Source organism: Pseudidiomarina halophila (genome assembly GCF_003987215.1).
GTDB classification, from domain to species: Bacteria; Pseudomonadota; Gammaproteobacteria; order Enterobacterales; family Alteromonadaceae; genus Pseudidiomarina; species Pseudidiomarina halophila.
Genome location: NZ_PIPW01000002.1, coordinates 332,870 through 358,674 on the forward strand (window position 1 = coordinate 332,870; position 25,805 = coordinate 358,674).

Consider the following 25,805-nt stretch of genomic DNA (forward strand, 5'->3'; position numbering starts at 1 on the left):
TTCGTACGCGTTTTTTATTATTTTAGGCGTGGCGCACGAGTTTATAGTTTAAATCTACCAAACTTAGTAGTAATAACGCACCTACCAGATTATGCGCTACTGCAACACCGAGCGGCAGCATAAACAGGACATTGCTGAGGCCCAGTAAAATCTGCAGCACCAGCATCAGGCTGACCCAGGTCAGGCTAGTGCGAATCACTGCTGATTGTGCCATACGATACCCCCGCAGGAGCAAGATGCCTACTACTATTAGGGTTAGAATGGCGCCGATACGATGAGCGACATGCATGGTCATACGTTCAGCGTAATCATGAGCACCATACTGATAGGTCACAGCTTCAGGAACCGAGAATGCGCCGGCAACATCGAGCTGGTTTAGCCAATCACCTTCGCAAATGGGTAAGTCGGTGCAGGCAAGTGCGGCATAGTTGGCCGCAACCCAGCCACCAAGCGCGATCTGGCCGATCACCACCAGTAGCGCGAACAGCGCAAAACTGGACAAGCTGCGGACCTTCGGGTCGCCCATCGGCAGGTGTATGCGTTGCAGCCGTAACCGTAGCAAGTACAACAGGGCCAGGGTCGAGAAGCCGCCTAATAAGTGGCCCATGACGATAAGGGGTTGCAGGTTTAGTGTCACTGTCCACATGCCTAACGCAGCCTGAAAGATAACCAGCCCGAGCAGTAACACAGGTAGCTTAACCGGCGTTTCCGCATGTTTGCGCACCCGCACTACAGCAGTGATTGCAATCACCAGAATAAAGATACCCAGGGTGCCTGCCGCGTACCTGTGGATCATCTCGTTCCAGGCTTTGTGGTGTTCCAGTGGCGCATCTGGGAATAGAGCTTGTGCCGCCGCTGCTTTGTCAGCATCCATTGGCACACTGAGATGGCCATAACAGCCCGGCCAGTCAGGACAGCCTAAACCAGCGTCAGTCAGCCGGGTATAGGCCCCCAGCACAATCACGACAAGGGTTAGAACTAAACTTAAATTAACCAGAGTACGCATAAATCACCCAATTCGTGAAAGTTTCAATAATGTGCGTAAATCGGATAGAAGGTTTTTAGCCTCTGCTCGCATCTCTTCTTCATTACCGTAGGTATCGTAATGCAGCATCACGTTACCAAGGGGGTCGATAATAAACAGCCGATGCGGCGGTAGATCGGCAAATGCTGCCGGAAACTCTGGGTCAATAATGGCCTTTACCAGCGGTGTCTGGGCTAAATCGAAATCAAGTTGCTGGCGGCTAAAAACGATGGGTTTCACGCGACTGCTTTCTTTGCCGAGCGCCACGTCAAGTTGATTCATGGCATACAAACCTTGCTGGCATGGTGCGCCACAGTTGTTATCTGCGACTAAGCCAACGCGCCAGCCTTCCGGCAGACGAGCCTGTAACTCGTCACTGAGCTCAATAGGCGGCACTATCATGGTGCCTTTATTGGTGGCTGCGCCCTGATACCAGCTCTGGTCGAGCACAAATTTTGCACCAATCACTGGCAGTGCAAAAGCAAGAACCACGCCAATCAAGGTGGCACGAGATTTTTTTACAGAGGTCATGCTCATTCCTTTTTTGTTTTCGTTATGGAACGTCGAGCGAAAAAGAACACAATTAAACAGGCTAGTGCCAGCGAAAACCATTGCAGTGCATACGCCTGATGTTTTTCCGGAGTCATTACCTGAGGCTGCCATTGGCGTGGCCAACCGTAATTCGCAGCCTCTGAGAGTAGCACTAGATAGTTAGCAATGGGAAGATCCAGAGCGGTGCTAATCGCCTCGAAATCAAGCTGCTGAACACGCCATGGTGAGCTGCCTGGCTCGACAATCTGATCAGCCAGCGTAAAGGCGTCTTCGGCAGGGTGGTAAAGCCAACCAATAACCTCTTGTTCAGCTTCAGGAAGTTCCAGGGCGGGGAGTTCGCGACGATCAGGGCCTACCGGCACCCAACCCAGATTAACGGGTACCAGCTCACTGCGGTTGTTAGCATCAAGCAAGCCAATAACATGATAACCGACCTTGCCTTGATGAACTTGGTTATCAAGTAGCAAGTAGGAGTCAACAAAAGTGCCGGTTACTTTTACGGGCGTGAAACGTGCATTGGTCGCGGGGTTTTGTGGCAGTGGTTGGAAGCTGTCCTGGGCGGCTTGTGTTTGCGCCACGGCGAAATCATCGAACAACGTTTCTTTTTCTGCAGCGCGATCAAGTTGCCAGAATCCTAACTTGACCAAAAAGGCAATTGCTAGCACAGTTAGAAGTGTTGCTAATGTGGTGCCAACGCGCATCAGCTTTCACCCAAATAGGAGTTTGATATGGTCATTGTTGCAAAAATCATCCTGGTACTACTCATGTTATTTATGGTCTTTAATCTTATGCGCGCCTTGATGGCAATGTTACGCAATGATCCGACCAAACCACCGATGACACGTTTTCTTGGCCGCCGGGTTGGTGCTTCGGCGTTAGCTATTTTGATTATTATATTGCTATTGGCTAGTGGCGTGCTGGAGCCAAATCCGCGGCCGTACTAAGCAAGGCTTAGTACGACCACAGGGACACTCGGGTTAAAGAATATAAACAAAGATAAACAAGCACACCCAAACTACGTCAACAAAGTGCCAGTACCAGCTGGTGGCCTGAAACGCGAAGTGACTTTCCGGAGTGAAATGTCCTTTCAATACCCGCAGGAACATCACGATCAGCATGATGGTACCTAAGGTAACGTGCATACCATGAAACCCGGTCAACATGTAGAAGGTATTACCGTAAATACCAGAGTCCAGGGTTAAACCAAGGTCCTGATAAGCATGCACGTATTCCGCGCCTTGCAGGTACAGGAAGATGAGACCCAGCACAATAGTGATACCAAGCCACACTGTCAGCTGCTTCCGTTTGCCTTTCTCAAGGCCGACGTGAGCGAAATGACAGGTGAAGGACGAGGTGATCAGAATTAAGGTGTTGTACAGTGGTAGCCCTAACCATCCCATAGCACCAGACTCGGTACCTCCCGGGGTTAGGGTTAGCGGCCAGATTGCCTCAAAGCCGGGCCAGAGTACTTCGTTGGTCATGGCGTTGTTGCTGCTACCACCAAGCCATTCCACTGCAATTACCCGGGCGTAAAACAATGCGCCGAAGAAAGCCGCAAAGAACATGATTTCCGAAAAGATGAACCATGCCATGCCCTGGCGGTAAGATGCGCCTAATTGCTTGCTATAAAGGCCTGACATCGACTCATTGATCTGATCGCGAAACCAGCCAACCAGCATGACTAAGATAACGATAATGCCAGCCAGGAGCACATTCACGCCCCAGCCGTCAGTGTCGTTGCTCATGTCGATGACGGTGTGTCCGGCACCAAAGGCGATTAGGCCCAGACCTATGGCACCAACAATAGGCCATGGACTTGATGCTGGCACATAGTATTTTTCGTGTTTTTGTTCTGCCATTGCAAAAATCCTCAGTTCGCCGGCTGTACGAAAGCAGCCAGCGCATCAGGTGTAGCGTTCTCTGTCATATCGTACATGGTGTATGACAGGGTAACCGTGTGAATATGATCAGGAATTTCGGGGTCGAGATAGAACTGCATCGGCATTGCCGTTTTCGTACCCGCCGCCAGTGGCTGCTGGTTAAAACAGAAGCATTCGACTTTATTCAAGTACAGTGAAGCTTCGCCTGGCGCCACGGAAGGAATGGCTTGTGCCACCATATCGCTGCCGGTGGGATTGTTCGCCAGAAAATTAACCACTTTGGTTTCGCCAGGATGAATTCGCACTGAACGAACCTCTGGCTCAAAACCCCATGGCATTCCTTGATTCACACGCGTAATAAATTGCACGTTTACGGTTCGACTGGTATCCACTGCTTTGGTGTTCGCAGCCGCTTGCCCATCGGTAAAGCGGCCATTAAAACCAGTAATATCACAGAACACGTCGTACAGTGGCACCAAGGCAAAACCGAAGGCAAACATGCCGATCACCGTCAACAGCAGTCGACGGATGATCCGGGTATTGTCTGGTTTTCCTTGTTGTGCGCTCATGTTACTTCACCTCAGGCGGCTTATCGAAGCCTTTAGGCGGAGTATCGAAGGTGTGATACGGAGCTGGTGACGGTACTGTCCACTCCAATCCGTCCGCACCTTCCCACGGTTTCGCGGGGGCTTTTTCGCCACCTTTCACACATTTGATTACGACCCAGAGGAAGATCAGCTGTGATAAACCGAAAGCGAAGCCACCGATACTTACGATTTGGTTAATATCGGCAAACTGCAACGAATAGTCCGGGATACGGCGTGGCATTCCCGCCAGTCCGGCAAAGTGCATTGGGAAAAATAGTACGTTGACAGAAATCAACGAGGCCCAGAAATGCAGCTTGGCCAAACCTTCGTCGTACATGTGACCGGTCCATTTGGGGAGCCAGTAGTAGGCTGCAGCCATAATGGAGAATATCGCGCCACTTACCAAAACATAGTGGAAGTGAGCAACCACGAAGTAAGTATCGTGATACTGGAAGTCCACCGGCGTGATAGCCAGCATCAGGCCTGAGAAACCACCTATGGTGAAGAGAATCACGAAGGCCAGAGCGAACAGCATTGGCGTTTCAAAGGTAATCGAGCCACGCCACATGGTAGCGACCCAGTTAAAGACTTTGACGCCGGTCGGTACCGATATCAGCATGGTGCAGTACATAAAGAAGAGTTCAGCGAAGACTGGCATACCGGTGGTGAACATGTGATGTGCCCAGACCAGGAATGACAGTCCGGCAATTGCTGCGGTGGCATACACCATCGAGGCGTAGCCGAACAATGGCTTGCGCGCAAACGCCGGAATGATCGCTGAGACAATGCCGAAGGACGGCAAGATCATAATGTACACTTCGGGGTGCCCAAAGAACCAGAAAATGTGCTGGAACATGACTGGGTCACCACCTCCTGCGGCATCGAAGAAGCTGGTACCGAAGTACTTATCTGTCAATACCATGGTTACCGCGCCGGCGAGTACCGGCATAACCGCAATTAACAGGAATGCAGTGATAAACCAGGACCATACGAACAGCGGCATTTTCATGTAGGTCATGCCAGGCGCACGCATGTTCATGATGGTGACGATCACGTTGATTGCACCCATGATCGACGAAATACCCATAATATGTACTGAAAACACAAACAATGCTGTGGAATCACTACTATATGTGGTCGATAGCGGTGCGTAGAAGGTCCAGCCAAATGCCGGACCGCCGCCTTCCATAAACAAAGAAGCTAACAGAATGGCGAACGCAAACGGCAGAATCCAGAAACTCCAGTTATTCATCCGCGGCAGCGCCATATCTGGCGCACCAATCATCATCGGAATCATCCAGTTCGCTAAGCCAGTAAATGCCGGCATAACGGCACCGAAGACCATGATAAGGCCATGGACCGTGGTCATCTGGTTAAAGAAGTGTGGATCTACAAGTTGTAGCCCGGGTTGGAATAATTCAGCGCGAATAACCATCGCCATTGAACCGCCAACCAGGAACATAATGAAACTGAACCACAGATACATCGAGCCGATGTCTTTGTGGTTCGTGGTGAATAGCCAACGGGTCAAACCCGACGGCGCATGGTGGTGATGATCGTCGTGCTGATCCATCTCGCCAACAACTGTGCTCATAGTCAGGTCTCCCTTATTGGTTCATGAATTCGTTAACATCAGAGGCTTGTACGGTTTCGCCGGTATCGTTACCCCAGGCATTACGCTCGTAAGTAATAACTGCCGCCAGTTCGCGCAAGCTCAACTGATTACCAAAAGCCTGCATCGAGGTGCCAGACTTACCGTTAACAACGATATCGATGTGAGCTTCCATATCGTTAAGTGCCATAGGTGAGCCCTTCAATGCCGGGAACACACCAGGAACACCTTCACCGTTACCCTGGTGACATGCTGCACAGTTACCGAGATAAACCTGTTCGCCAAGATCCATCAGCTCGTCCATATCCATAGACATTGCCAGTAAGCGTTGCTCTTCTTCTTTGGCCTGACGTTGGGCGGCTTCTTGCTCAGCAATCCACGCATCGTATTCAGCAGGCTCTTTGGCGATAACAACGACGGGCATAAAACCGTGGTCTTTACCACAAAGTTCAGCACACTGGCCACGATAGATGCCAGGCTCATTGACCTGAGTCCAGGATTCGTTGATAAAGCCTGGGTTAGCATCTTTCTTCACTGCAAAATCTGGTACCCACCAGGAGTGAATAACGTCATCAGAGGTGATGAGGAACCGCACTTTGCGATCGGTAGGAATAACCAAGGGGCGATCAACTTCAAGTAAGTAATTTTCGCCTTTCTCAAGCTTGTTTTCGATTTGTTGGCGCTGAGTGGCAAGCAAACTAAAGAATTCGACATCATTCTCGAAATACTTGTAGTGCCATTTCCATTGTGAGCCCGTTACCAGAATCGTAACGTCGGCTTCGGAACTGTCTTCCATCGCAATTAAGGTTGATGTGGCCGGAATAGCCATACCAATCAGGATCAAAAACGGAACCACAGTCCAGGCTATTTCAACCTTGACGCTCTCGTGAAAAGTAGCAGGTTTCCGGCCTTTAGATTTACGGTGACGAATCATAGACCAGAACATTGCGCCAAATACGATAACGCCAATCACACAACAGATATAAAATATCGTCATGTGAAGATCGTACACGCGTTGGCTAATATCAGTAACGCCCTGAGTCAGGTTGAACTGCGATTGCGCTTGCACAGCTATGGGACTCATAGCTGTAAGCGCGGTGATGAGTTTAATACTCACGCGACATCTCCTCTCATTCTTCCGACGCGGTCAAAGCCGCGAATACACCGAAGTGCGAGCCTGAAGAACAACGAGGCGAGCAGAAAAAGGAACAGCATTTCTTTGGAGAAAAATCGCTTTCCCTACTAACCCTTTGTTGTTATGTATCAATAGTTATTTTTATTTAATGTGTTAGCAGTAAGCTGCTGGAACAAAATACCATGAGTAGACGAAAAAGCCACCGCCAAAGTTAAGAATTTTTGGATTATTGCCAAAAAAAAGGCTGCCGAAGCAGCCTTGCAGGGAAACCTTCACAATTAGTGGAGTGGGGATTGCGAAGGTTGTTTGTGGAAAATGAAGCTGTGGGTCTGACTAACTTTGGTTGCCATTTTCAAGCGCTGAGCCACCCGTGGCGAGGAAAAATCACCCAGAAAACTCAGGACAACACTGCTGGTGCCGGCAAGTAAGGCTTGTTCAGTGGCCCACTCGCGTTGATCGGCATCACGGCCAGCCACCCAGCGAATTCGCGAACGGCTGACACCAGCGTTCACCAGCTGTTGGATAGCCTCCCGGCTGCCGCCAATAACGGTTACCCATTGCTTGGTGCGTAATGCGAGCGACTGAATACGCGGCATCAGGCCGGCAAAGTCTTCGTTTGATAAGCTGCTGGTATCATTAAAGGCCAGCGTATCTATGGCAAGTTCACGACTTGCATGGGGGTAGTTGTATCTCATAGCCAGGCTCCATTTCGAATCACGCCGACCGCTAAGCCTTCAATGGTGAAGTACTGGTGTGTCAGGTCGACTTGGATAGGTGAAAATTCTTCATTTTCTGGATGCAGTAGAATCAAATTCCCTTTTCGTTCGAAACGCTTAACTGTTACGTCATCTTCAACACGTGCGACAATGATCTGGCCATTGCGCGCTTCATGTGTTTTATGCACAGCGAGCATGTCGCCATCCAAAATTCCAATATTTTTCATACTCATGCCATTCACGCGAAGAAGAAAGTCTGCGTGTGGGCGAAACAGGTTCTGATCGACCTGGTAATGGCTTTCAATATGCTGCTGCGCGAGGATAGGTTCACCCGCAGCGACTTGACCAATCAATGGCAGGCCCTCAGGAATATCCTCATCGTTAACACCGATTAAACGTAAACCGCGCGACATACCAGGCAGCATTTCAATCACGCCTTTTTTGGCAAGGGCTTTCAAATGCTCTTCCGCGGAATTCGCTGAACGGAAACCCAGGCGGGTTGCAATTTCAGCACGCGTTGGCGGCATACCTGTTGCTTCGATCGTATCTTTAATCAGGTCGAGAATTTCTTGTTGTCTGGGCGTTAACGGTCGCATCTTTATACCTGTTTATCTATACAGTAGTACTGTGAGTATATACAGGTGTTTTCAGATCGCAACTTTTTTGTGCAATTTTTTTCTAACAGCAAAGCAGAAAGATCAGTGTTATCCTTTAACAGGTTGAATTTAGCAGGGGAATTCCATGAGCTGGAGAGGCTTCGTCGCCAAATTAATGTATTGGCCGGTGCGTTGGTTAACGCGTTTTGAAGTGATTTTTGACGAAACTATTAGTGCTGATGTCAGCGCTGATAACGGATCTCAGCATGTCGTCTATGTCATGCGATCAACGTCAATTACCGACCTGTTGGTGGCGCAACGCGCCCTGCTTAAAGCCGGACTTCCTGACCCGACTGAGCCGTTACTGATTAATGGTACCCGGCATGCGCGGGTGATGTATCTGGAGCAAACCCGCGCCGAAACGAACGAGATGGCGGTCGAAGAGTTTCAGCAACTACTGCAGAGTCATGAAAAGGAGCGTCAGTTAAATGTGCAACTGGTTCCTTTAGGTTTATTCTGGGGCCGTAAAGCAGGGCAGGAGCCGCGTGAAGGTAATACCATGGTGGCGGATCTCGATAATCCTGGTCGCTGGCGCAAATTCTGGTTAGTTATTTTCTCTGGTCGGCATATCCTGGTGCGTGGCAGCCGCCCCGTCAGCCTGCGGCAAATGGCTGACCAGCACGGCGCGAGCCGGCGTATTGCGCAGAAGCTTGCGCGCGTCGCGCGGGTGCATTTTGTCCGTTTGCGACATGCCGTTGCCGGCCCGAAAATCGCCAATCGTGAGCGGGTTATCAGAGAGCTTCTGGCAAGCGACGCCCTGCAAAAAGCCATTGCGGAAGAAGTTCGAAGTAAAAAGATCAGTCCTGAAAAGGCCCGTAAACGCGCCCATGATTACCTCGACGAAATCGCTGCAAATTACAGTGATACCCTGGTCCGGATACTTGATCGCTTCATGGGATGGATGTGGAGCCGCATTTATAACGGTATTCACGTTGAGGGTGGCGAGCGGATCCGCAGTCTTGCGCAAGCGGGTCATGAGGTCATTTACGTGCCGTGCCACCGTAGCCATATGGACTACCTGTTACTCAGCTATGTCATCTATAAAGAAGGCCTGGTGCCACCCCACATTGCGGCCGGTGTCAATCTGGACTTTTTCCCGGCTGGTCCGCTGTTTCGCCGGGGCGGCGCATTTTTCATCCGACGCAGTTTTAAGAGCAATAAACTCTATTCAGCGGTGTTCCGCGAGTACCTGAACCGTTTGTTCCAGAAAGGCTATCCGGTCGAGTACTTCACTGAAGGCGGGCGCAGCCGCACCGGGCGCTTGTTGACGCCGAAAACCGGCATGATCGCGATGACCATCCACGGTATGCTGCGCGGACAGCAACGACCTATCTCTATTGTTCCGGTTTACCTGGGTTACGAGCACGTTATGGAAGTAGGCACTTACCTGAAAGAGTTGAAAGGTAAGTCGAAAGAAAAAGAGTCCGCCTGGAAGGTGTTATCGAGCCTGCGTCATCTGCGCAACTTTGGTCAGGGTTATGTCACCTTCGGCGCACCTATTAATATCGGTCAGACACTGGATAAACTTACCCCGCAATGGCGCGAGTCGATCACCTATGGCGCGGAAGAACCAGCACGGCCGAAATGGTTAACTCCAACGGTAAACCTGATCGCTGAGCAAATCATGCAGCGCATCAATGACGCGGCAGGTATGAACAGCGTCAATCTCAGTGCTTTAGCGTTATTAAGTGCTGAGCAACACACCTTATCGCGTGAAGAGTTGGTGACACAGCTTAATGTGTATACCAAACTGCTGCGCGACGTACCCTATAGCAGCGATGCTTATGTGCCTGCTGAGTCCGGTGAGGAGCTTTGGCAACTGGCGAAGCGCCACGATAAATTTACTGTCGTGGCAGATAGTATGGGCGAGATGATCCGGCTGGACGGCACGTCAGCTATCGCCATGACCTATTACCGAAACAACATTATGCACATGGTGATCGTGCCCGCGATGATTGCAGCATTTGCCTGTGCCCACCAACGCTTCAAACTGGCAGATGTGGTTAAGTTATTAGAGCAGGTGCAGCCGCTACTGAAAGAAGAACTATTTATCAGTCATGCACGAGACGACATGCAATTATGGGCACAGGCCATTATTGAACACCTGGTTAGTGCCGGTATGCTGAATACCGGGGCGGACGGCGAATACAGTACTGTGGCGCGGGAGACGCCGGCCTACTTTCAATTACAGTTACTTGCCCGGGCTGCGGCGGAAACGCTGCAGCGTTACGCGATATTGTTTGAATTATTGCAACAGGGCGGGGCTCAGGGTCGCGCTGTGTTAGAGCAAGCAGCGGTGGAACTGGCCGAGCGTTTAAGTGCGATGCACGGGGTCAATGCACCGGAATTCTTCGATAAGAAACTGCTGAGTGCGCTTATTTCCACCTTAAAACGTGAAGACTTTATTGAGGTGAACAGCGAAGGTAACTTTGTTGCGCATGCCGATGTTGGTGAGCTCAGTGATACCATCGACCGCTTGCTGGAACCTGCAGTGGTGCAAACCATTCGTCAGTCGGTGCAACGCCGGTTAGAACATTAGTACCAGTAGCTCGCAGCGATAGCCGCTGCGAGCACCCAGCCAACATGGTTATTATGCAGGAAGGCACGAAAACAGCGTTGCGGTTCGCGATACCAGATCAACCAGTGTTGCCAGACAAATAGCAGTGCGATTAAGACCAACCCGGCCCAGTAAATCCAGCTGAAGTTTAAGTTGTAACCCAGCCAAAACAGCAAGCCCAAAGTCGCCAACTGCAATAAGGCAATGGCGAAACGGTCATAGCCAGCAAACAATATTGCGGTCGACTTCACCCCAATCTTTATGTCGTCCTCCCGATCAGCCATCGCGTACTGAGTGTCGTAGGCTACAGTCCAGCAAATATTGGCGGCAAACAGCAGCCAGGCTGCGAGCGGTAAGCCTTGCTCCAACGCGGTAAATGGCATGAGAACACCAAAGCTGAAGGCGATTCCGAGTACCACCTGAGGCAGTTGGGTAAAACGTTTGCAGAACGGATAGAGTGTCGCCACACCTGCAGCGGCGAAACTGAGCAAAATGGTCGCTTTATTAAATTGCAGCACGATGAGAAACGCCACTGCCAGTAAACCAACAAAGAGTAGCAGCGCTTGCCAGCTCTTCACCTCGCCAGTGGCGAGTGGGCGTTGCCTCGTGCGGGTAACATGGCCGTCGATGTTGCGGTCAGCAAAGTCGTTTATTACGCAACCAGCCGAGCGCATCACAAAGGCGCCAAGCAGAAACAGTACCACGACTTTTAATGGAGGATCACCGGCACCGGCAATGATGAGCGCGGCAAGCATCGGCCAGGCCAGCAGCAGCGTGCCAATGGGGCGGTCAGCGCGCATCAGGCGCCAGTAGGGGTTAGACATTGTTCTGCTCCTGTGCCAACGGTGAGGCCCCGATAAAAACCTCGGCGACTAAAACCTGTTGCCCGGCTGCGCTAAAGCAGCTCCGCCGACCCCAGAGTGTAGCAGGTGGAAAACCAAGTTGCTGATGCAGTTGGCCCACTTTCGACCCCCTGCTAAAGCTGGAAATTTCGACTGCGCTGCGGGTCAAATCAGGTTGCTTAAACAGATGTTCGCCCAGGGGCTTATCGCCCAGGTCTTGTAATCGCAGTTGTTGTTGAGCCAGCGCTTGCAATGGAAAAACGCTGCGAGCAAACACCCAGGGCTGGTCATCGCACCAAAGAATAACTTCACGCACCACACAGCTTTGCTGTTCACCCAGCCAGCGTCGTTCGTCGGTCAGCAAGGGCACCTGATGCTGGCCTAACAGCTGCACAGCGAAATCTGATGTACGGGCTTTTAGTTTGGCTGTAAGGGAAGCTGGATCCAGTAACCAGTCGCGCGCACACGCTGACCAGGAAGCAGTATTCTGTGGTGTATGCCAGCGCGCTTCACCACCCAACTGCACAACGGGAAAACCAACGGCGGGAAATTCAGCTGCCATGCGCGGTTTTGGTCTTATTGATATGTTCAATAATGCGAATGGCGATGCCCAGCACCAGCCCCGCTATGAGTCCAGCCGAGTGTGCGGTATTGGCAACATTGACCCAGAGCAGATCAGTGTAGCCAAGGAGTAACCACACCAGCATGAAACCTATTAATCCGATGGGCAAATACAATGGATGCCGGGGACGCTGCCAGGCGACGACAACGGCGATGCCGAACAGGCCATAGACCACGCCGGAGAGACCACCAAAATAAGGACCACTGACCATAAACTGCATCACATTGGAGAACACTGCGCAGCTAAACAAAGCGATAAGCAGGTATACCGAGCCATACGTGCGCTCAAAACGTCCGCCTAAATACCACCACCAGAACACGTTAAACAGAAAATGTAAGATGCTGAAGTGTAAAAGTGTGGGCGTCAGAAACCGCCACGGCTGTTGCCAGGGTAAGTCGCTGAAGGTATCGCTGATGCGCAGGTTTTCAAATAACGGCATCGCCAGTTGCGTATTAAGCGCGATAAAAACCAGACTCACTAGCACGGCATAAATAATGGTGACGATGCCTGCCTGCTGCAGTATCTGTTGTAGCAGTGACGCGTTTTTGCGCGGCGCCGTGGTGGCGGAGGAGGTGGATAACTCTGCCTCGGCACCTTCAGGGTCGGCTTTAAACTCAGCGATTAAATCTTTTGCCAGCGCGCTGTAACTGGACTGCACCAGCCAGAGCTCGAGTTGATTACCATGCTCACTGACCGTTACCGGGACCCCGCGGCGTTGGAGAAAACTGTGCAGGCGTTTCATCATATCGGCGTTACGGGTGGTCAGTAGTTTCTGCATGTTAGTTGCGCTCCACCGCTTCGGGGAAAAATTGTGCCCAGGCGGTAAAGCCGCCGTCGAGACTGCTCACCGGCTCAACGCCCTGTTGCGCCAGATACTGGGCAGCACCCTGGCTGCTGTTGCCATGATAACAAACCACGACGACGGGCTGCTCATCGGCTAAGTCAGCAAGAAAGTCACTGAGTGAAGCATCGGTCAGATGGACGGAGCCAGGTATATGGCCCAATTCGAATGAGCGGGCATCACGTATATCAGCAAAGGCTGCTTGCCCACTTTGCCACAGCTCGTGTGCTGTCGCGGTGTTGATACGACTGAACTCGCTCATTGAATTGTCCTTCTTTTTGCTGATTTAGCTTTGCTGACTTAGGCTTCCCAATCGAGAATAACCTTACCCGACTGCCCGGAGGTCATGATTTCGAAACCTTTTTCAAAATCGGCCACTGGCATGTGGTGGGTAAGAATAGGCGACAGGTCAAGTCCGGATTGCAACAAACTTGCCATTTTGTACCAGGTTTCAAACATCTCGCGGCCATAAATACCTTTGATCGTAAGACCTTTGAAAATCACCTGGTTCCAGTCGATCGCCACGCTCTGTGGTGGAATACCCAGCATAGCGATTTTGCCGCCATGATTCATGGTTTCGAGCATTTGGCTGAATGCTGAAGGCACGCCTGACATTTCCAACCCAACGTCGAAGCCTTCTTTCATGCCCAATTCGGTCATGACGTCACGGAGCTTTTCTTTGCTTACATCAACCGCGCGTGTGGCGCCCATTTTCGTCGCCAGCTCTAACCGGTACGGGTTCACGTCGGTAATGACCACGTGTCGTGCACCCACGTGCCGCGCTACCGCTGCAGCCATGATACCTATTGGTCCGGCGCCGGTGATCAGTACATCTTCGCCAACCAGATCAAACGCAAGGGCGGTATGTACCGCATTGCCAAAAGGATCGAAAATAGCGGCCAGGTCGTCACTGATATCATCGGGCAATTTGAATGCGTTTTCCGCCGGGATCACCAGGTACTCAGCGAATGCTCCGGGGCGGTTTACCCCGACGCCTACGGTATTACGACAGAGATGGCGTCGGCCCGCCCGGCAGTTGCGGCAATGACCACAGGTGATATGGCCTTCGCCCGAAACCCGGTCACCTTTTGCAAAACCACGGACGCCATCGCCCATCGCAGCCACTTCGCCGACGTACTCATGACCGACAACCATAGGTACCGGAATGGTTTTCTGCGACCATTCGTCCCATTTGTAGATATGAACATCGGTACCACAAATTGCAGTTTTCTTGATTTTGATTAAGAGATCGTTGTAACCGTACTCTGGCTTCTCGGTATCTGTCATCCAGATACCGGGTTCAGCATGTAATTTTGCTAAAGCTTTCATCAGCTCCTCCGCGTTTTAAATAACGCCTAAATCTTTGCCAATACTAATGAACGCGGCAATGGCACGTTCCAGTTGTTCGCGCGAGTGGCCGGCTGACATCTGGGTGCGAATACGCGCTTTACCACGTGGTACCACCGGGAATGAAAAGCCGACGACGTAAATACCTTGTTCCAGCAACCGATCCGACATCTCTGATGCCAGCTTCGCATCGCCAATCATAACCGGAATAATGGCATGGTCTGCACCACTTAAGGTGAACCCAGCTTTGGTCATTTCGGTGCGGAAAAAGTTGGCATTGTCCCATAAACGTTGACGTAACTCGTCACCTTCTTCAAGCATTTCTAATACGCGAATCGAAGCTTGAACGATCGCTGGCGCGACGGAATTAGAAAATAAGTACGGACGTGAGCGCTGGCGTAACCAGTCAATGACTTGTTTCTTGCCGGACGTGTAGCCGCCTGATGCACCACCAAGCGCTTTACCCAAGGTACCGGTAATGATGTCAACACGACCTAGAACGCCGCAGTACTCGTGAGTTCCTTTGCCGTTGGCACCTAAAAAGCCGGTGGCATGACAATCATCCATCATGGTCAGGGCGCCATACTGGTCGGCAAGGTCACAGATGGCTTTCATATTCGCGATCACACCGTCCATGGAGAATACGCCATCGGTTGCAATCAGGATGTGACGGGCGCCGTCGGCTTTTGCCTGTTTAAGCTGCGCTTCCAGGTCCGCCATATCGTTGTTCTTGTACCGGTAGCGCTTGGATTTACTTAAACGGATACCGTCAATGATACTGGCGTGGTTGAGCTCATCACTGATAATGGCGTCTTCCGGCCCCATCAAGGTCTCGAACAAACCGCCATTGGCATCAAAACACGACGAGTAAAGAATGGTGTCTTCAGTGCCAAGGAAGTCACTGAGTTTGCTTTCCAGGGTTTTATGGATATCCTGAGTGCCGCAAATAAAGCGCACCGAGGCAGTGCCGAAACCATGCTCGTCCAGGCCCTGTTTGGCTGCCGAGATAAGATCCGGGTGGTTGGCTAAGCCTAAGTAGTTGTTGGCACAGAAGTTCAGTACCGACTTGCCTTCACCTACCTGAATTTCGGCAGCTTGCTCGCTGGTAATAATACGCTCTTTTTTGTACAAGCCTTCTTGCTTAAGCTCTTCGAGCTGGGTATCTAGCTGTTGATAAAAATCGTTCTTCATGTAATTCTCCGTGCTTTGAATAGCGTACGCGGATGTAATAAATAGGATTTGTCCTATAGTTTACCTGATCTGCAGGGTATCGCGCATCCTCATTTCTGTTGCCGGAGAAAATTCATGCACAAGCGTGCTATCTATCCAGGAACTTTTGATCCCATTACTAATGGTCACGCTGATCTAATTGAGCGTGCGGCAAACCTGTTCAGTGAGGTTGTTGTCGGCATCGCTAACAACCCCAGTAAGAATCCCATGTTCACTCTCGAAGAGCGGGTTGAGCTGGTGCGTCAGGTGACGGATCAACTGCCCAACGTGAGTGTCGTCGGTTTTAGCGGTCTGTTAGTGGATTTTGCCAAAGAGCAGGGGGCAACTGTCCTGATCCGTGGCTTACGGGCGGTCTCCGATTTTGAATATGAATTTCAAATGGCGAATATGAACCGGCGACTTTATCCCGGACTCGAAAGTGTGTTCCTGACGCCGTCTGAAGAGAACTCATTTATCTCATCGACGTTGGTTAAAGAAGTGGCACTACATCACGGTGATGTACGGCAGTTTACTGATACCCGTGTGGCGAACGCGTTGAATGAAAAGATAAAATCACGTTAAAACCTCCATAGCGCGGCGTCAATGCGCCGCAGAAGCTACCAATTTTCATGGTTTCGGGTTAGAATCGCGCCCCAAAATTCGTTTCTTTATTTCGTTTCTATTTTTTTGCTCAGACTAGACCCGCAGGAGTCCGCCACATGACTGATCTGGATTTAAGCCAGTATGGCATTACAGACGTCAACGAAATTATTCATAATCCTTCGTACGACCAGCTATTTGCAGAAGAAACGCGTAGCGATCTGCAAGGTTACGAGAAAGGTGTCGTTACTAAGCTTGGTGCCGTCGCCGTAGACACTGGTATTTTTACTGGTCGTTCGCCAAAGGATAAGTACATTGTGCGCGATGAGACAACCAAAGACACACTTTGGTGGGCTGATCAGGGCAAAAATGATAACAAAGCTATTAGCCCGGAAGTTTGGGCGGATTTGAAAGCAACGGTCACTGAACAGCTTTCTGGTAAGCGATTATTTATCGTTGATACTTTTTGTGGCGCCAATGAAGATACCCGTTTATCGGTGCGCTTTATTACCGAGGTGGCATGGCAAGCGCACTTCGTGAAAAATATGTTTATCCGCCCGTCAGCGGAAGAGCTGAAGACTTTTAAGCCTGACTTTGTGGTCATGAATGGTGCCAAGTGCATCAATTCAAAGTGGCAGGAACATGGTTTGAATTCGGAGAATTTTGTTGCCTTTAACCTGACTGAGCGAATTCAGTTAATTGGTGGTACCTGGTATGGCGGCGAAATGAAGAAAGGTATGTTCTCAATGATGAACTACTTCCTGCCACTGCAGGGAATAGCGTCAATGCACTGCTCGGCCAATGTTGGTCAGGACGGCGATGTAGCGATTTTCTTTGGTTTGTCCGGAACCGGGAAAACCACGCTCTCGACGGATCCTAAGCGTGAATTGATTGGTGATGACGAGCACGGTTGGGACGACGACGGAGTATTTAATTTCGAAGGCGGTTGTTATGCGAAAACGATTAATTTGTCGCAAGAAGCCGAACCGGATATTTATAACGCCATCCGTCGCGATGCGTTATTAGAAAACGTTACCGTACTTGAAGATGGTACTGTCGACTTTAATGACGGTTCTAAAACTGAAAACACCCGTGTTTCTTACCCGATTTATCACATCGACAATATCGTCAAACCAGTTTCTAAAGCTGGTCACGCGAAAAAAGTTATTTTTCTGACGGCTGACGCTTTTGGTGTGCTGCCACCCGTCTCAAAACTGACCAAAGAGCAAACCAAGTATCACTTCTTATCGGGCTTCACTGCTAAACTCGCGGGCACAGAGCGCGGCATTACGGAACCGACACCAACCTTCTCCAGCTGTTTTGGCGCGGCTTTCTTAAGTCTGCACCCAACCCAGTATGCTGAAGTTTTGGGCAAGCGGATGGAAGACGCTGGTGCTGAAGCTTATCTGGTCAACACCGGTTGGAATGGTACTGGCAAGCGTATTTCGATTAAAGCAACCCGGGCAATTATTGACGCGATTTTAGACGGCAGCATTGAAGATGCTGAATTTGTGAATCTTCCTTACTTCAATCTTGCCATGCCAATGCAATTGGCAGGCGTAGAAGATACGTCGATTCTGGATCCGCGTAATACCTACGCAGACGCATCAGACTGGGACATGAAAGCGCAAGATTTGGCCCGTCGTTTTGTCGCCAACTTCGAGAAGTTTACCGATAACGAAGAAGGTAAAGCACTGGTTGCTGCAGGTCCACAGCTTTAAGCCGGAAAGAAGTACCAATGCATACAGAAACCCGCCCTACGGCGGGTTTTTTTATATCCGTCTGTGCGTTTGAAATATTTGTAAACATAATATTAAGAATAGGAGCCTAGGTTTTTGACTTGCTTATGGAATAATCGAGACCTGTCATTCAAAGTTCTGGAGCACCTAGCTAATGCATGTTGAAGTTCATGAAGTCTGCAAAGATTACGCAACAGTCAGAGCGGTCAATCAAGTCAGCTTGGTGGCGAAAGGCGGTGAAGTACTGGCGCTACTGGGGCCAAATGGCGCCGGCAAATCATCATTGGTGCGGATGATGGTGGGCTTGACGCAACCGGACTCGGGCCAGATTCGTTACCGCGCGGATGATACTCAACCAGCGCTGGCCACCCTTGAAACTACAGCTTTCGGCTATCTGCCAGAAGATCGTGGCCTTTACCAGGAGCGCACGGTTCTTGACAATTTGCGTTACATTGCGCGATTACGCGGATTGAATAAGGCGGTTGCGGACCGGAATACCAGCCGCTGGTTAGAGCGTTTTGAACTTAGCGATCGTGCCACCGAACCTATGCGTCAGTTATCGAAGGGTAATCAGCAGAAAGTTCAGCTGATAGCGACCTTGCTTCACGACCCGCAAGTTGTCATGTTGGATGAACCTTTTTCCGGGCTGGATCCGATGAATCAGGAATTTGTCCTGAGTGTGCTCAACGAGTTGCGCGAGGCCGGTACCACGGTGATTCTGAGTGCCCATCAAATGGCGTTAGTTGAGCGCATGGCAGATAAATTGGTGTTAATGAACAAAGGTAGTGTCGTCGCGCAGGGCAGTCTGCCAGAAGTTCGGCAACAGCTGTTGCAGCATCACCATCTGCAGGTTGAATTCGCCCACCCCGTAGCAATTGAAAAGCTCGCAGGGCTATCTGGTATCAATGACGTCTCGGTCTTAACTGACACGCTTTATGAGCTGTACTGTGATGAGCATTTGGCAACTGAGCAGTTGCTGAAAGAGCTACAGAAATTTGCCCCGGTTCGGCAATTTAGCCGTCATCAACAATCATTACACGACTTGTACCTACAAGCTGTTCGCGCGGAGACGAGCTGATGCAACACTGGCAACAAATTATCCGTATTGGTGGTTTTGAATTCCGTCGCTTTTTTAAGTGGAAACAAGAAATTTTCTCATTGTTGTTAATGGCCGCCCTGTTTGGAGTGACTATCGGGTGGGGCGTATTAAAGAGCTCACTTGAGGAGACCCAGACGGTGGCGGTTGTCGCCCCTGTAACTTTACCCGAATTACCGAACATCCGCTGGCAACCGGTTACCGATGCTGCAGCGGCACAAGCAGAACTTGGCTCGGCTTATTCTGGGGTATTGGAGGTAAGTGCCAATCCGGAAGACGGGTATCACGCTGAACTTTGGGCAGCCAACAGTGGCGGTTGGCAAGAGCGTTTACAAACGCAACTACAAGGTTGGCTACAACAGCAAAAACTTCAGGCGTTACCCTTGAGCGACAGCCAAATCGCGATGTTAAATCAACCCGTTGAAGTTACCCTTACGGTGCAACGTGGTGAGGAAGAAACCAGTCACTCAGCCAGTCAGGCAATTCCACTGATCATTCTGGTAAGTATTATGGTTGGCGTATTCGGCAGTTTTGGTCTGATGATGACCGCTATTACGCAAGAAAAACAGCAACGCGTAACCGAGCAACTGTTAACCATTATCCGACCTGCAGAATGGATAGACGGCAAAATTCTGGGTATTACCTTGCATTGCTTGAAAAGTATGGCGACGGTACTACTGATTATTGTCCTAGTCTCGACCTTAATGATGGTCATCGAAGGCGGTGCGTTTGAGCTGCCCGGCATCAATTGGACCGTACTGGGCGCGACCACGTTATTTGCGATAATTGGACTGGTTATGATTAACGCATTGATGGCAGGCTTTGCTGCGACTATAGATGACCCAAACCACTCGGGCCGGACCGCGATTATGTTGATCCCGGCACTTTTTGTTGGGGCCGGTTTTGGTGTGATGGACAATTTGCAGGGAATTCTGGCGCAGGTTTTATCATGGTTCCCGCTGACTTCTTTTGCTGTCATGCCTTTGCGTATTGCCGATGGCAGCGTCAGTGGCTGGGAAGTACTGATAAGCCTGATACTCCTATTAGCCACAACCTACGTTATTCGTTCTGCGGCGATTCGCCTGTTCACTATGGGGATTACAATGTACGGCAAAGAGCCCTCGTGGCGGATGATGGGACGCGCCTTTATTGGGCGTCGCTAATGGTGCGGTTGCGGCCCTGGGCTTTGGCTGCATAAAGAGCTTTATCTACGCGTCGAATGATGCTCGAGGCGTCATCTTCGGCGCGATAGCTGGCGACACCAAAACTTGCGGTAATCCGAATACCAGCGTGGAACTCAAACGCGGCGATGACGTTACGGATGCGCTCGGCGTGCATGACGGCCTGTTGGCGCGTATGTTCAGGCAGTACCAATAAAAACTCTTCCCCACCCCAGCGGCCTGCGACATCGGTGCTACGGACATTGCTACGCAACAACTGGGCGAGTTCTATCAAGATCAGATCACCAACCTGATGGCCATAGGTATCGTTAACTTTCTTGAAATGGTCGATGTCGAGCAGAGCAATGGCAAAATCGCGTTGTTCGCGCTGCGCGCGGGTGAGCGCGACACTTAGGGCATGGTCAAGTTTACTGCGGTTGCAGAGCCCGGTAAGGGGGTCTGTGACGGCAATATATTCGAGCCTTTGACTATGCTCCTCCAGAAAGTGGAATGCTTCCGCTCGGGTTCGTTCAATATGGCGCAGGATAACGATAAGTGCGGCGGTTGCGATCAAAATATTCAAAAATGAGTGAACAGAAAATGGTGCCGCTGCCCATTCCGCAGATACCCGGGATAGGTAGATAAAAATGCCGGTAAAAAAAGTAACACTTGTAAGGAAGCCCCATTTACCACCCAGTAAGAAGTAGCTTACTGGTGGGAAAATTGCGAGCCAATAAAGAGCGTAAGACTGTCCTTCGCTTAATGCCACATAAATACCTATGGCCAACGCGAGTATTGCAGTCACGATCCAGCTGATCACAATGACAGCCCCTGGCATGCGGCGCAACCAGATGTAGAGGCCAATCCCGCAAACGAACAGAAAGTACTCGAGTGCGACCATGGTCGGGTGCTGCTCGAACAATTGATTAAGCAGGGCAAGCAAAGGTGACACTACCATGAGTACCCATAGTAGTGATCTTAAGAATTGGACCCGCCGATAACGCGGGTCCAATGGTGAGTTGACGCTAGTCGATGTGCTCAGCATGTGGTAACTCGTGGGGTGGTGCTTCGCTTGCACCTTCTTTCAGGAAGTGCTCCATCCAGCGCATCAGTCGCATACTGTAATCGAGTTTCGCAGCGACGCGACGGTTGCCATGGCCTTCACCTGGGTAAAGTACCAGCCGTACAGGCACATTACCGTGAGTTTTCAGGTAGCGATACAATTCCATCGACTGACTTGGGTGGACGCGGGTATCTTCTTTACCATGCATGATTAAAATTGGCGTGCGGGCCTTTTCCGCGTGGTAGATCGGGCTGCGCTCAAGGTACCACTGCCATTTCTCCCACGGGTAGCTACGGGCGTGTACCGCATGCATTTCTTTGGCGATATCTGTGGTACCAAATTTAGAAATATTATCGCTGATACCAACGAACATGACGCTTGCCGCCCAGTGTTCAGTTTGTGCTGTGGCGCCCCATGCCGACGCGAAACCACCGTAAGAACCACCGGTAATACCGGCACGGTCGTTGTCAACCAGACCACGCTCTACCAGGTAGTTTTTACCATCTACAATGTCGTCAAACTCTTTACCGGCATAATCGTTTTGGCCAAGTTTCGAAAACTCAACGCCACGACCAGTACTGCCACGGTAGTTCGGGAAAAATAACGCATAACCGCGCTGTGCTGCGTACTTAACCGGACTCGAATAACGATCCAGCCAACCATTGCTGTAATGTGACTCGGGACCTCCATGAACCACAGTGATCAACGGATAGCGCGTTTCTTCCTGATAATCAGTGGGGTAAACCAGAATACCTTCGAGCTCAAGCCCGTCGCGAGCCTCATAGCGGACAGTTTCCTGTTTTGGCATGGTAATTTCTGTCAGCCAGGGATTGGAATCAGTGAGTCGGATCAAGTTTTGCATTTGCAGGCGGAAGAGTTCCGTTGGATGCTCAGGCCGGTGCGCCCGCACATAGACGCCAGACTGCCCTACGGTAGCTTCAATATCGACCACAATGGCTTCACCTGCCTCAAGTAGTGGACGAGTTTCCAGCCACTGCATCGTGATCGCGTGAACTTCGGATTCGGTGCCGATGTGGCCGAGGTAAATCAACTCATCATCGTTACGCCAGTCGATGTCCTGCACGTGGCCCGGATAGTCGGGTAACACGTCGCGCACGGTATTTTGGTTCTGCAGATCAAAAACCAGTAAACGGCCGGTTGCCGGGTCATTGTAATCAGCCGCAGCAATTACCGCGAGGTAGCGGCCATCGGGAGAGAACTCGGCTTTGCCTAATTTCCCAACGGTAGCAAAGCTCGACTCTTGCACTCCAGCAAAGGATATTAGTTCATACCGGCTGCTCATGTAACTGTCATCGACCAGTGGTGTTGGCGCAGTTCGAAGTAACAGCTGTTCCTGGTTTGGTCGGAAAGCTACCGAATAAACCTGGCGATCATCCGTTAACTGCACAGCGATTTGACTTTCGGCACTCAGATCAACAAACCAGGCGTGGGTAAACTCGTGTTCTTCTTCGTAAACTTCAGCTTTAAAGCCTTTTTTTTCCAGTTCTTTTTCTTTCTTGTCAGCCTCACTGCGCGCAGTAAAGCTGAGGTAACGACCATCGGCACTGAGCGCATAGTCATAAATGCTGTTGGCATGTGAGAAGACTTGTTGCGCTTCACCACCATTAAGTGAAATTTTGTACAGGCTGGTATGCTTGTCATCATCGCGTTTGCTGGTGAAATAAATTGCGTCACCGTGAATGCTCAAGTTACTGATGCCTTGCTTATCAGTGATGAAAGGTACGGGTTCACTTTCGCCACGGACGACATAAAGTTCGACGAAATTACCACCATCCTCATCTACATAAGGGGTGCGAGGTATAACTTTGGTAAACGCGGCAACTTCGCCATCTGCGCTGACCGCAACACTGTTTATAGATTGGGTGGTCACCGTTTCTACCAGCGAGATGTCACGCGCTGAAACACTCAAGCTTAGTGCCGCAAAAAGTGCTGTTAGACCTATCCGAAGGAACATCGTTTTCTCCTATACATGTTATTTTTCTTCAACATAGTACCAGTAAAATAGTTGACTTCCCACGAAATCAAGCCACTCTAACTCTAGTGAATTTTGGGAGGAAGTATTAGATGGCAGATCAAATCTGGATTGGCATTATTCTGATCACAGCTTTGGTACTTTTTGTGGTGGATCGCTGGCGCTACGACTTTGTCGCAATGGGTGCGTTATTTGCCGCGTACATCGCAGGGTTAGTGCCACGGCAAGAGGTCTTTTCCGGATTTGGTAATGCTGCTGTAATTACTGTCGCGGCGGTATTAGTGATTAGCCATGCGCTATGGCGGTCTGGTGTCGTTGACTCGATGGCCAGTAGTGTTAAGAAAGTAGGCGACAGGGTCTGGTTACAGATGATTGTGCTGACCGGGTTAACGACGTTTGTGTCTGCGTTTATTAGTAATACCGGCGCCATGGCCATTATGATCCCCGTCGCCCTTCACTTGTCGCGCAACGGCGCCGGCCATGCTTCTCTGATGTTAATGCCGATGGCGTTTGGTTCACTGCTGGGTGGTACCATCACCATGATCGGAACCCCGCCGAATATCATCATTTCAGATATACGGGCCAGCCATGGGGCGGAACCCTTCGGTATTTTCGATTTCACTCCCGTTGGTCTAAGCGTGGCTGTCGCCGGATTGCTGTTGATGTGGCTCACCGCCCACTTTTTAGTGCCACGCAGTAAGAGTCGGGATACTTCGCACTCCCCCTATGATGTGAGTGCTTACTTAACCGAGTTATACCTGCCTGAAGGTGCCAGTTTAGTCGGCGATACGCTGTTTGAATTCGAGTCAAAGATCAAAGAAAACTTCGCAGTGATTGCGCTAAAACGTGGCAAACAATTGATCACTGCACCGCCACGTTACCAACGCTTAAAAGCTGAAGATGTTCTCATCGTTGAAGCGGATGCTGAAACATTGCAGCAAATTCTCGATATCACCAGGTTTGAGCTTAATGCTGAAGAAAAGCTGGATCCGCGTTTTCTAGTGTCCGACGAGATAAAAGTTATTGAAGGTATTGTTGGCCATGACTCGCGGCTGATCGGCCGCTCAGCGTCGGACTTGCGTTTACGCCATCGTTTCGGCGTCAACGTTCTGGCCGTAGCCCGTGAGGGGCAACCGCTAAAGCCGACGCTCGCCAATGTCAGGTTTAAACCCGGTGACGTACTGTTACTGCAGGGGGATGCCGAAGTTCTGAACGATGTGTTTAATCGATTTGGTTGCTTTCCGTTGGCACAGCGCAGTATGCGGCTAGGTAGCAAAAGAAAACTGATGTTGCCGCTGGCCATTTTTGCTGGCGCAATTGCTTTGAGCGCGTTTAACATCTTAAGTGTGCCGGTAGCGTTTACGATGGCTGCGGGGGCAATGGTGTTAGCCAATGTGATTCCGATCCGTGAGCTGTACGAGCATATCGAATGGCCAATTATTGTATTGTTGGCTGCGACCTTACCTTTAGGCGATGCGTTGGAGCGCAGCGGAGCTGCAGATACTCTGGCCCATGCTGCGTTAATGGTCAGTGAAGGTGCGCCTGATTTTGTGGCTTTGAGCGTGTTGTTAGTGGTGACCATGCTATTGTCAAACGTGATCAACAATGCCGCCGCCGCGGTGCTGATGGCGCCCATTGGTATCAGTATGGCCGAGACCCTTGGCACGTCGATGGACCCGTTTTTGATGGCGGTTGCCATTGGCGCAGCGTTACCATTTCTGACCCCCATCGGACATCAGTCGAATATCTTAGTCATGGGGCCTGGCGGTTATCGGTTTGCTGACTACTGGCGATTGGGGTTGCCCTTATCGGTGGGGATGTCGGTGGTTGCTGTGACTATGATTTCGCTGACCTGGCCAATGTACGGGTAGCTTCTGCGCCGCGTGCCACTATACGCACCTGCGCTATGGTCATTTCCAGCAGCTCCTGGCGTTCGGCGCCGGAAGCGTCCAGCACATCAGCTCCTGCGCTAAACACGATGCGCACGATGGCATCCGCCTGCAGTGCAGCGAGCTCACGCGGGAATTGCTGTTCGGCGACCAGGTAATCAGCGAGCTCTGCGGTAAAGTGTTCAACCTCCCGCTGTACAGCCAAGCGGAACTCTTTGGAATTCCCCGATTTCTCCTGCAACAGAAGCCGGAAAATGGCGGTATTGTTGGCGACAAACTCCATAAAGGTTGTGACCGATGCGCGTACGATTGAGCCGCCTTTTGCGATTTGCTGGCGTGATTGCCGTAGTAATTGACGCAGGGCGAGACCACCTTCATCGACTAGGGTCAGTCCAAGTTCTTCCATATTCTGGAAGTGCCGGTAAAACGAGGTCGGCGCAATTCCCGCTTCCCGCGTGACTTCACGCAGACTTAATGATGCATAGCCGTGTTCAGCACTCAGCTGATTCATCGCCGCCTGAATCAGGGCGCGACGGGTTTTCTCTTTCTGCGCAGCGCGAATACCGGCCATAGATTGAACTTCCTCATGAGTTTTGTTGCCTAACAACTGTTAGCTGAAACGATTATGTCAGTGAACGCGTGTTCACGCAATTCATCGCTTTTTATCAAATAAACATTGCACGGA

General features: G+C 50.7%; 25 protein-coding genes. 7 read left to right on the forward strand and 18 right to left on the reverse strand.

What is annotated here, in order from left to right; all coding sequences use genetic code 11:
- Positions 1–22: 22 nt before the first annotated feature.
- Genes CWI69_RS07570 through CWI69_RS07580 form a run of 3 tightly spaced genes read right to left on the reverse strand, consistent with a single transcriptional unit; the run spans position 23 to position 2,277 of the window.
- Positions 23–1,006, reverse strand: coding sequence for a COX15/CtaA family protein (locus CWI69_RS07570; protein WP_126763427.1), 984 nt, complete (start codon positions 1,004–1,006; stop codon positions 23–25).
- A gap of 3 nt (positions 1,007–1,009) precedes the next feature.
- Positions 1,010–1,555: a hypothetical protein gene (locus CWI69_RS07575; protein WP_126763429.1), complete on the reverse strand. Its 546-nt coding sequence runs from the start codon at positions 1,553–1,555 to the stop codon at positions 1,010–1,012.
- Positions 1,556–1,557: 2 nt separating this feature from the next.
- On the reverse strand, positions 1,558–2,277 hold the full coding sequence (locus tag CWI69_RS07580; protein WP_126763431.1) for an SURF1 family protein: 720 nt from the start codon (positions 2,275–2,277) through the stop codon (positions 1,558–1,560).
- A 27-nt stretch (positions 2,278–2,304) separates the two neighbouring features.
- Here CWI69_RS07580 and CWI69_RS07585 point away from each other — a divergent pair, with 27 nt between their 5' ends.
- Complete coding sequence (locus CWI69_RS07585; RefSeq protein WP_198678921.1) at positions 2,305–2,520, forward strand: DUF2909 domain-containing protein; 216 nt, start codon at positions 2,305–2,307, stop codon at positions 2,518–2,520.
- 33 nt (positions 2,521–2,553) lie between these two features.
- Here the strand turns inward: CWI69_RS07585 and CWI69_RS07590 are convergent, their stop codons facing one another.
- From CWI69_RS07590 to lexA, 6 genes are all read right to left on the reverse strand, one after another.
- Positions 2,554–3,435 (reverse strand): cytochrome c oxidase subunit 3, encoded by an 882-nt coding sequence (locus CWI69_RS07590; protein WP_126763433.1) that lies wholly within the window; start codon positions 3,433–3,435, stop codon positions 2,554–2,556.
- An 11-nt stretch (positions 3,436–3,446) separates the two neighbouring features.
- Entirely contained in the window at positions 3,447–4,025 is a 579-nt protein-coding gene (locus CWI69_RS07595) for a cytochrome c oxidase assembly protein (RefSeq protein ID WP_126763435.1), read from the reverse strand.
- A gap of 1 nt (position 4,026) precedes the next feature.
- Positions 4,027–5,637, reverse strand: a complete 1,611-nt coding sequence (gene ctaD, locus CWI69_RS07600; RefSeq protein WP_126763437.1) for a cytochrome c oxidase subunit I — start codon at positions 5,635–5,637, stop codon at positions 4,027–4,029.
- A 13-nt stretch (positions 5,638–5,650) separates the two neighbouring features.
- The gene (gene coxB, locus CWI69_RS07605) at positions 5,651–6,739 is read right to left on the reverse strand and encodes a cytochrome c oxidase subunit II (protein WP_126763897.1); all 1,089 of its coding nucleotides are present in this window, start codon (positions 6,737–6,739) and stop codon (positions 5,651–5,653) included.
- Between the two features lie 329 nt (positions 6,740–7,068).
- Positions 7,069–7,485 (reverse strand): SOS-response cell division inhibitor, encoded by a 417-nt coding sequence (locus tag CWI69_RS07610; protein ID WP_126763438.1) that lies wholly within the window; start codon positions 7,483–7,485, stop codon positions 7,069–7,071.
- Positions 7,482–8,102 carry a transcriptional repressor LexA gene (gene lexA, locus CWI69_RS07615; protein WP_126763440.1) on the reverse strand — a complete coding sequence of 207 codons (621 nt, stop codon included), beginning with the start codon at positions 8,100–8,102 and terminating at the stop codon, positions 7,482–7,484. The genes CWI69_RS07610 and lexA overlap by 4 nt, the downstream gene beginning before the upstream one ends.
- A 145-nt stretch (positions 8,103–8,247) precedes the next feature.
- Between lexA and plsB the strand changes: the two genes are divergently transcribed.
- Positions 8,248–10,701 (forward strand): glycerol-3-phosphate 1-O-acyltransferase PlsB, encoded by a 2,454-nt coding sequence (gene plsB / locus CWI69_RS07620; RefSeq protein ID WP_126763442.1) that lies wholly within the window; start codon positions 8,248–8,250, stop codon positions 10,699–10,701.
- Here plsB and ubiA read toward each other — a convergent pair.
- From ubiA to CWI69_RS07650, 6 genes are read right to left on the reverse strand one after another with little or no spacing between them, the layout of a single operon-like run.
- The gene (ubiA, locus tag CWI69_RS07625; RefSeq protein ID WP_126763444.1) at positions 10,698–11,543 is read right to left on the reverse strand and encodes a 4-hydroxybenzoate octaprenyltransferase; all 846 of its coding nucleotides are present in this window, start codon (positions 11,541–11,543) and stop codon (positions 10,698–10,700) included. The two genes, plsB and ubiA, sit on opposite strands and share 4 nt — an antisense overlap.
- A complete protein-coding gene (locus CWI69_RS07630) occupies positions 11,536–12,123 on the reverse strand; it encodes a chorismate--pyruvate lyase family protein (protein ID WP_126763446.1) in 588 nt (195 codons plus the stop codon). Before CWI69_RS07630 ends, ubiA begins: the two co-directional genes overlap by 8 nt.
- Complete coding sequence (locus CWI69_RS07635) at positions 12,113–12,961, reverse strand: rhomboid family intramembrane serine protease (RefSeq protein WP_126763448.1); 849 nt, start codon at positions 12,959–12,961, stop codon at positions 12,113–12,115. Before CWI69_RS07635 ends, CWI69_RS07630 begins: the two co-directional genes overlap by 11 nt.
- Position 12,962: 1 nt before the next feature.
- Positions 12,963–13,286 (reverse strand): thiosulfate sulfurtransferase GlpE, encoded by a 324-nt coding sequence (gene glpE, locus CWI69_RS07640; protein ID WP_126763450.1) that lies wholly within the window; start codon positions 13,284–13,286, stop codon positions 12,963–12,965.
- Between the two features lie 38 nt (positions 13,287–13,324).
- Positions 13,325–14,353: an L-threonine 3-dehydrogenase gene (gene tdh / locus CWI69_RS07645; RefSeq protein ID WP_126763452.1), complete on the reverse strand. Its 1,029-nt coding sequence runs from the start codon at positions 14,351–14,353 to the stop codon at positions 13,325–13,327.
- A gap of 15 nt (positions 14,354–14,368) precedes the next feature.
- On the reverse strand, positions 14,369–15,562 hold the full coding sequence (locus CWI69_RS07650; RefSeq protein ID WP_126763454.1) for a glycine C-acetyltransferase: 1,194 nt from the start codon (positions 15,560–15,562) through the stop codon (positions 14,369–14,371).
- Positions 15,563–15,676: 114 nt separating this feature from the next.
- Between CWI69_RS07650 and coaD the strand changes: the two genes are divergently transcribed.
- The 4 genes from coaD to CWI69_RS07670 all read left to right on the forward strand — a co-directional run bounded on the left by coaD (position 15,677) and on the right by CWI69_RS07670 (position 20,178).
- Entirely contained in the window at positions 15,677–16,162 is a 486-nt protein-coding gene (gene coaD / locus CWI69_RS07655) for a pantetheine-phosphate adenylyltransferase (RefSeq protein ID WP_126763456.1), read from the forward strand.
- A 137-nt stretch (positions 16,163–16,299) separates the two neighbouring features.
- Complete coding sequence (pckA, locus tag CWI69_RS07660) at positions 16,300–17,901, forward strand: phosphoenolpyruvate carboxykinase (ATP) (protein ID WP_126763458.1); 1,602 nt, start codon at positions 16,300–16,302, stop codon at positions 17,899–17,901.
- Positions 17,902–18,073: 172 nt separating this feature from the next.
- Positions 18,074–18,997, forward strand: coding sequence for an ABC transporter ATP-binding protein (locus tag CWI69_RS07665; RefSeq protein ID WP_126763460.1), 924 nt, complete (start codon positions 18,074–18,076; stop codon positions 18,995–18,997).
- On the forward strand, positions 18,997–20,178 hold the full coding sequence (locus CWI69_RS07670) for an ABC transporter permease (RefSeq protein WP_126763462.1): 1,182 nt from the start codon (positions 18,997–18,999) through the stop codon (positions 20,176–20,178). Before CWI69_RS07665 ends, CWI69_RS07670 begins: the two co-directional genes overlap by 1 nt.
- On the opposite strand, the gene CWI69_RS07675 is transcribed toward CWI69_RS07670, so the two are convergent.
- On the reverse strand, positions 20,162–21,220 hold the full coding sequence (locus CWI69_RS07675) for a GGDEF domain-containing protein (protein ID WP_126763464.1): 1,059 nt from the start codon (positions 21,218–21,220) through the stop codon (positions 20,162–20,164). The two genes, CWI69_RS07670 and CWI69_RS07675, sit on opposite strands and share 17 nt — an antisense overlap.
- Positions 21,201–23,213, reverse strand: a complete 2,013-nt coding sequence (locus tag CWI69_RS07680) for a S9 family peptidase (protein WP_126763466.1) — start codon at positions 23,211–23,213, stop codon at positions 21,201–21,203. The genes CWI69_RS07675 and CWI69_RS07680 overlap by 20 nt, the downstream gene beginning before the upstream one ends.
- Positions 23,214–23,323: 110 nt before the next feature.
- Here CWI69_RS07680 and CWI69_RS07685 point away from each other — a divergent pair, with 110 nt between their 5' ends.
- Positions 23,324–25,102: an SLC13 family permease gene (locus tag CWI69_RS07685; protein WP_126763468.1), complete on the forward strand. Its 1,779-nt coding sequence runs from the start codon at positions 23,324–23,326 to the stop codon at positions 25,100–25,102.
- On the opposite strand, the gene fabR is transcribed toward CWI69_RS07685, so the two are convergent.
- Positions 25,068–25,691, reverse strand: a complete 624-nt coding sequence (fabR, locus tag CWI69_RS07690; protein ID WP_126763469.1) for an HTH-type transcriptional repressor FabR — start codon at positions 25,689–25,691, stop codon at positions 25,068–25,070. The genes CWI69_RS07685 and fabR overlap by 35 nt on opposite strands.
- Between the last annotated feature and the right edge of the window lie 114 nt (positions 25,692–25,805).

Excerpts from the sequence above, each read along its gene's own strand:
- glpE (WP_126763450.1), bottom strand. The coding sequence starts at position 13,286 with ATGAGCGAGTTCAGTCGTATCAACACCGCGACAGCACACGAGCTGTGG.
- ubiA (WP_126763444.1), bottom strand. The coding sequence starts at position 11,543 with ATGTCTAACCCCTACTGGCGCCTGATGCGCGCTGACCGCCCCATTGGC.
- fabR (WP_126763469.1), bottom strand. The coding sequence starts at position 25,691 with ATGGCCGGTATTCGCGCTGCGCAGAAAGAGAAAACCCGTCGCGCCCTG.
- CWI69_RS07675 (WP_126763464.1), bottom strand. The coding sequence starts at position 21,220 with ATGCTGAGCACATCGACTAGCGTCAACTCACCATTGGACCCGCGTTAT.
- CWI69_RS07590 (WP_126763433.1), bottom strand. The coding sequence starts at position 3,435 with ATGGCAGAACAAAAACACGAAAAATACTATGTGCCAGCATCAAGTCCA.
- CWI69_RS07610 (WP_126763438.1), bottom strand. The coding sequence starts at position 7,485 with ATGAGATACAACTACCCCCATGCAAGTCGTGAACTTGCCATAGATACG.
- CWI69_RS07570 (WP_126763427.1), bottom strand. The coding sequence starts at position 1,006 with ATGCGTACTCTGGTTAATTTAAGTTTAGTTCTAACCCTTGTCGTGATT.
- pckA (WP_126763458.1), top strand. The coding sequence starts at position 16,300 with ATGACTGATCTGGATTTAAGCCAGTATGGCATTACAGACGTCAACGAA.
- CWI69_RS07685 (WP_126763468.1), top strand. The coding sequence starts at position 23,324 with ATGGCAGATCAAATCTGGATTGGCATTATTCTGATCACAGCTTTGGTA.
- CWI69_RS07670 (WP_126763462.1), top strand. The coding sequence starts at position 18,997 with ATGCAACACTGGCAACAAATTATCCGTATTGGTGGTTTTGAATTCCGT.
- CWI69_RS07575 (WP_126763429.1), bottom strand. The coding sequence starts at position 1,555 with ATGACCTCTGTAAAAAAATCTCGTGCCACCTTGATTGGCGTGGTTCTT.
- lexA (WP_126763440.1), bottom strand. The coding sequence starts at position 8,102 with ATGCGACCGTTAACGCCCAGACAACAAGAAATTCTCGACCTGATTAAA.
- CWI69_RS07595 (WP_126763435.1), bottom strand. The coding sequence starts at position 4,025 with ATGAGCGCACAACAAGGAAAACCAGACAATACCCGGATCATCCGTCGA.
- tdh (WP_126763452.1), bottom strand. The coding sequence starts at position 14,353 with ATGAAAGCTTTAGCAAAATTACATGCTGAACCCGGTATCTGGATGACA.
- ctaD (WP_126763437.1), bottom strand. The coding sequence starts at position 5,637 with ATGAGCACAGTTGTTGGCGAGATGGATCAGCACGACGATCATCACCAC.
- CWI69_RS07680 (WP_126763466.1), bottom strand. The coding sequence starts at position 23,213 with ATGTTCCTTCGGATAGGTCTAACAGCACTTTTTGCGGCACTAAGCTTG.
- CWI69_RS07585 (WP_198678921.1), top strand. The coding sequence starts at position 2,305 with ATGGTCATTGTTGCAAAAATCATCCTGGTACTACTCATGTTATTTATG.
- CWI69_RS07665 (WP_126763460.1), top strand. The coding sequence starts at position 18,074 with ATGCATGTTGAAGTTCATGAAGTCTGCAAAGATTACGCAACAGTCAGA.
- plsB (WP_126763442.1), top strand. The coding sequence starts at position 8,248 with ATGAGCTGGAGAGGCTTCGTCGCCAAATTAATGTATTGGCCGGTGCGT.
- CWI69_RS07630 (WP_126763446.1), bottom strand. The coding sequence starts at position 12,123 with ATGGCAGCTGAATTTCCCGCCGTTGGTTTTCCCGTTGTGCAGTTGGGT.
- coxB (WP_126763897.1), bottom strand. The coding sequence starts at position 6,739 with ATGAGTCCCATAGCTGTGCAAGCGCAATCGCAGTTCAACCTGACTCAG.
- CWI69_RS07650 (WP_126763454.1), bottom strand. The coding sequence starts at position 15,562 with ATGAAGAACGATTTTTATCAACAGCTAGATACCCAGCTCGAAGAGCTT.
- CWI69_RS07635 (WP_126763448.1), bottom strand. The coding sequence starts at position 12,961 with ATGCAGAAACTACTGACCACCCGTAACGCCGATATGATGAAACGCCTG.
- coaD (WP_126763456.1), top strand. The coding sequence starts at position 15,677 with ATGCACAAGCGTGCTATCTATCCAGGAACTTTTGATCCCATTACTAAT.
- CWI69_RS07580 (WP_126763431.1), bottom strand. The coding sequence starts at position 2,277 with ATGCGCGTTGGCACCACATTAGCAACACTTCTAACTGTGCTAGCAATT.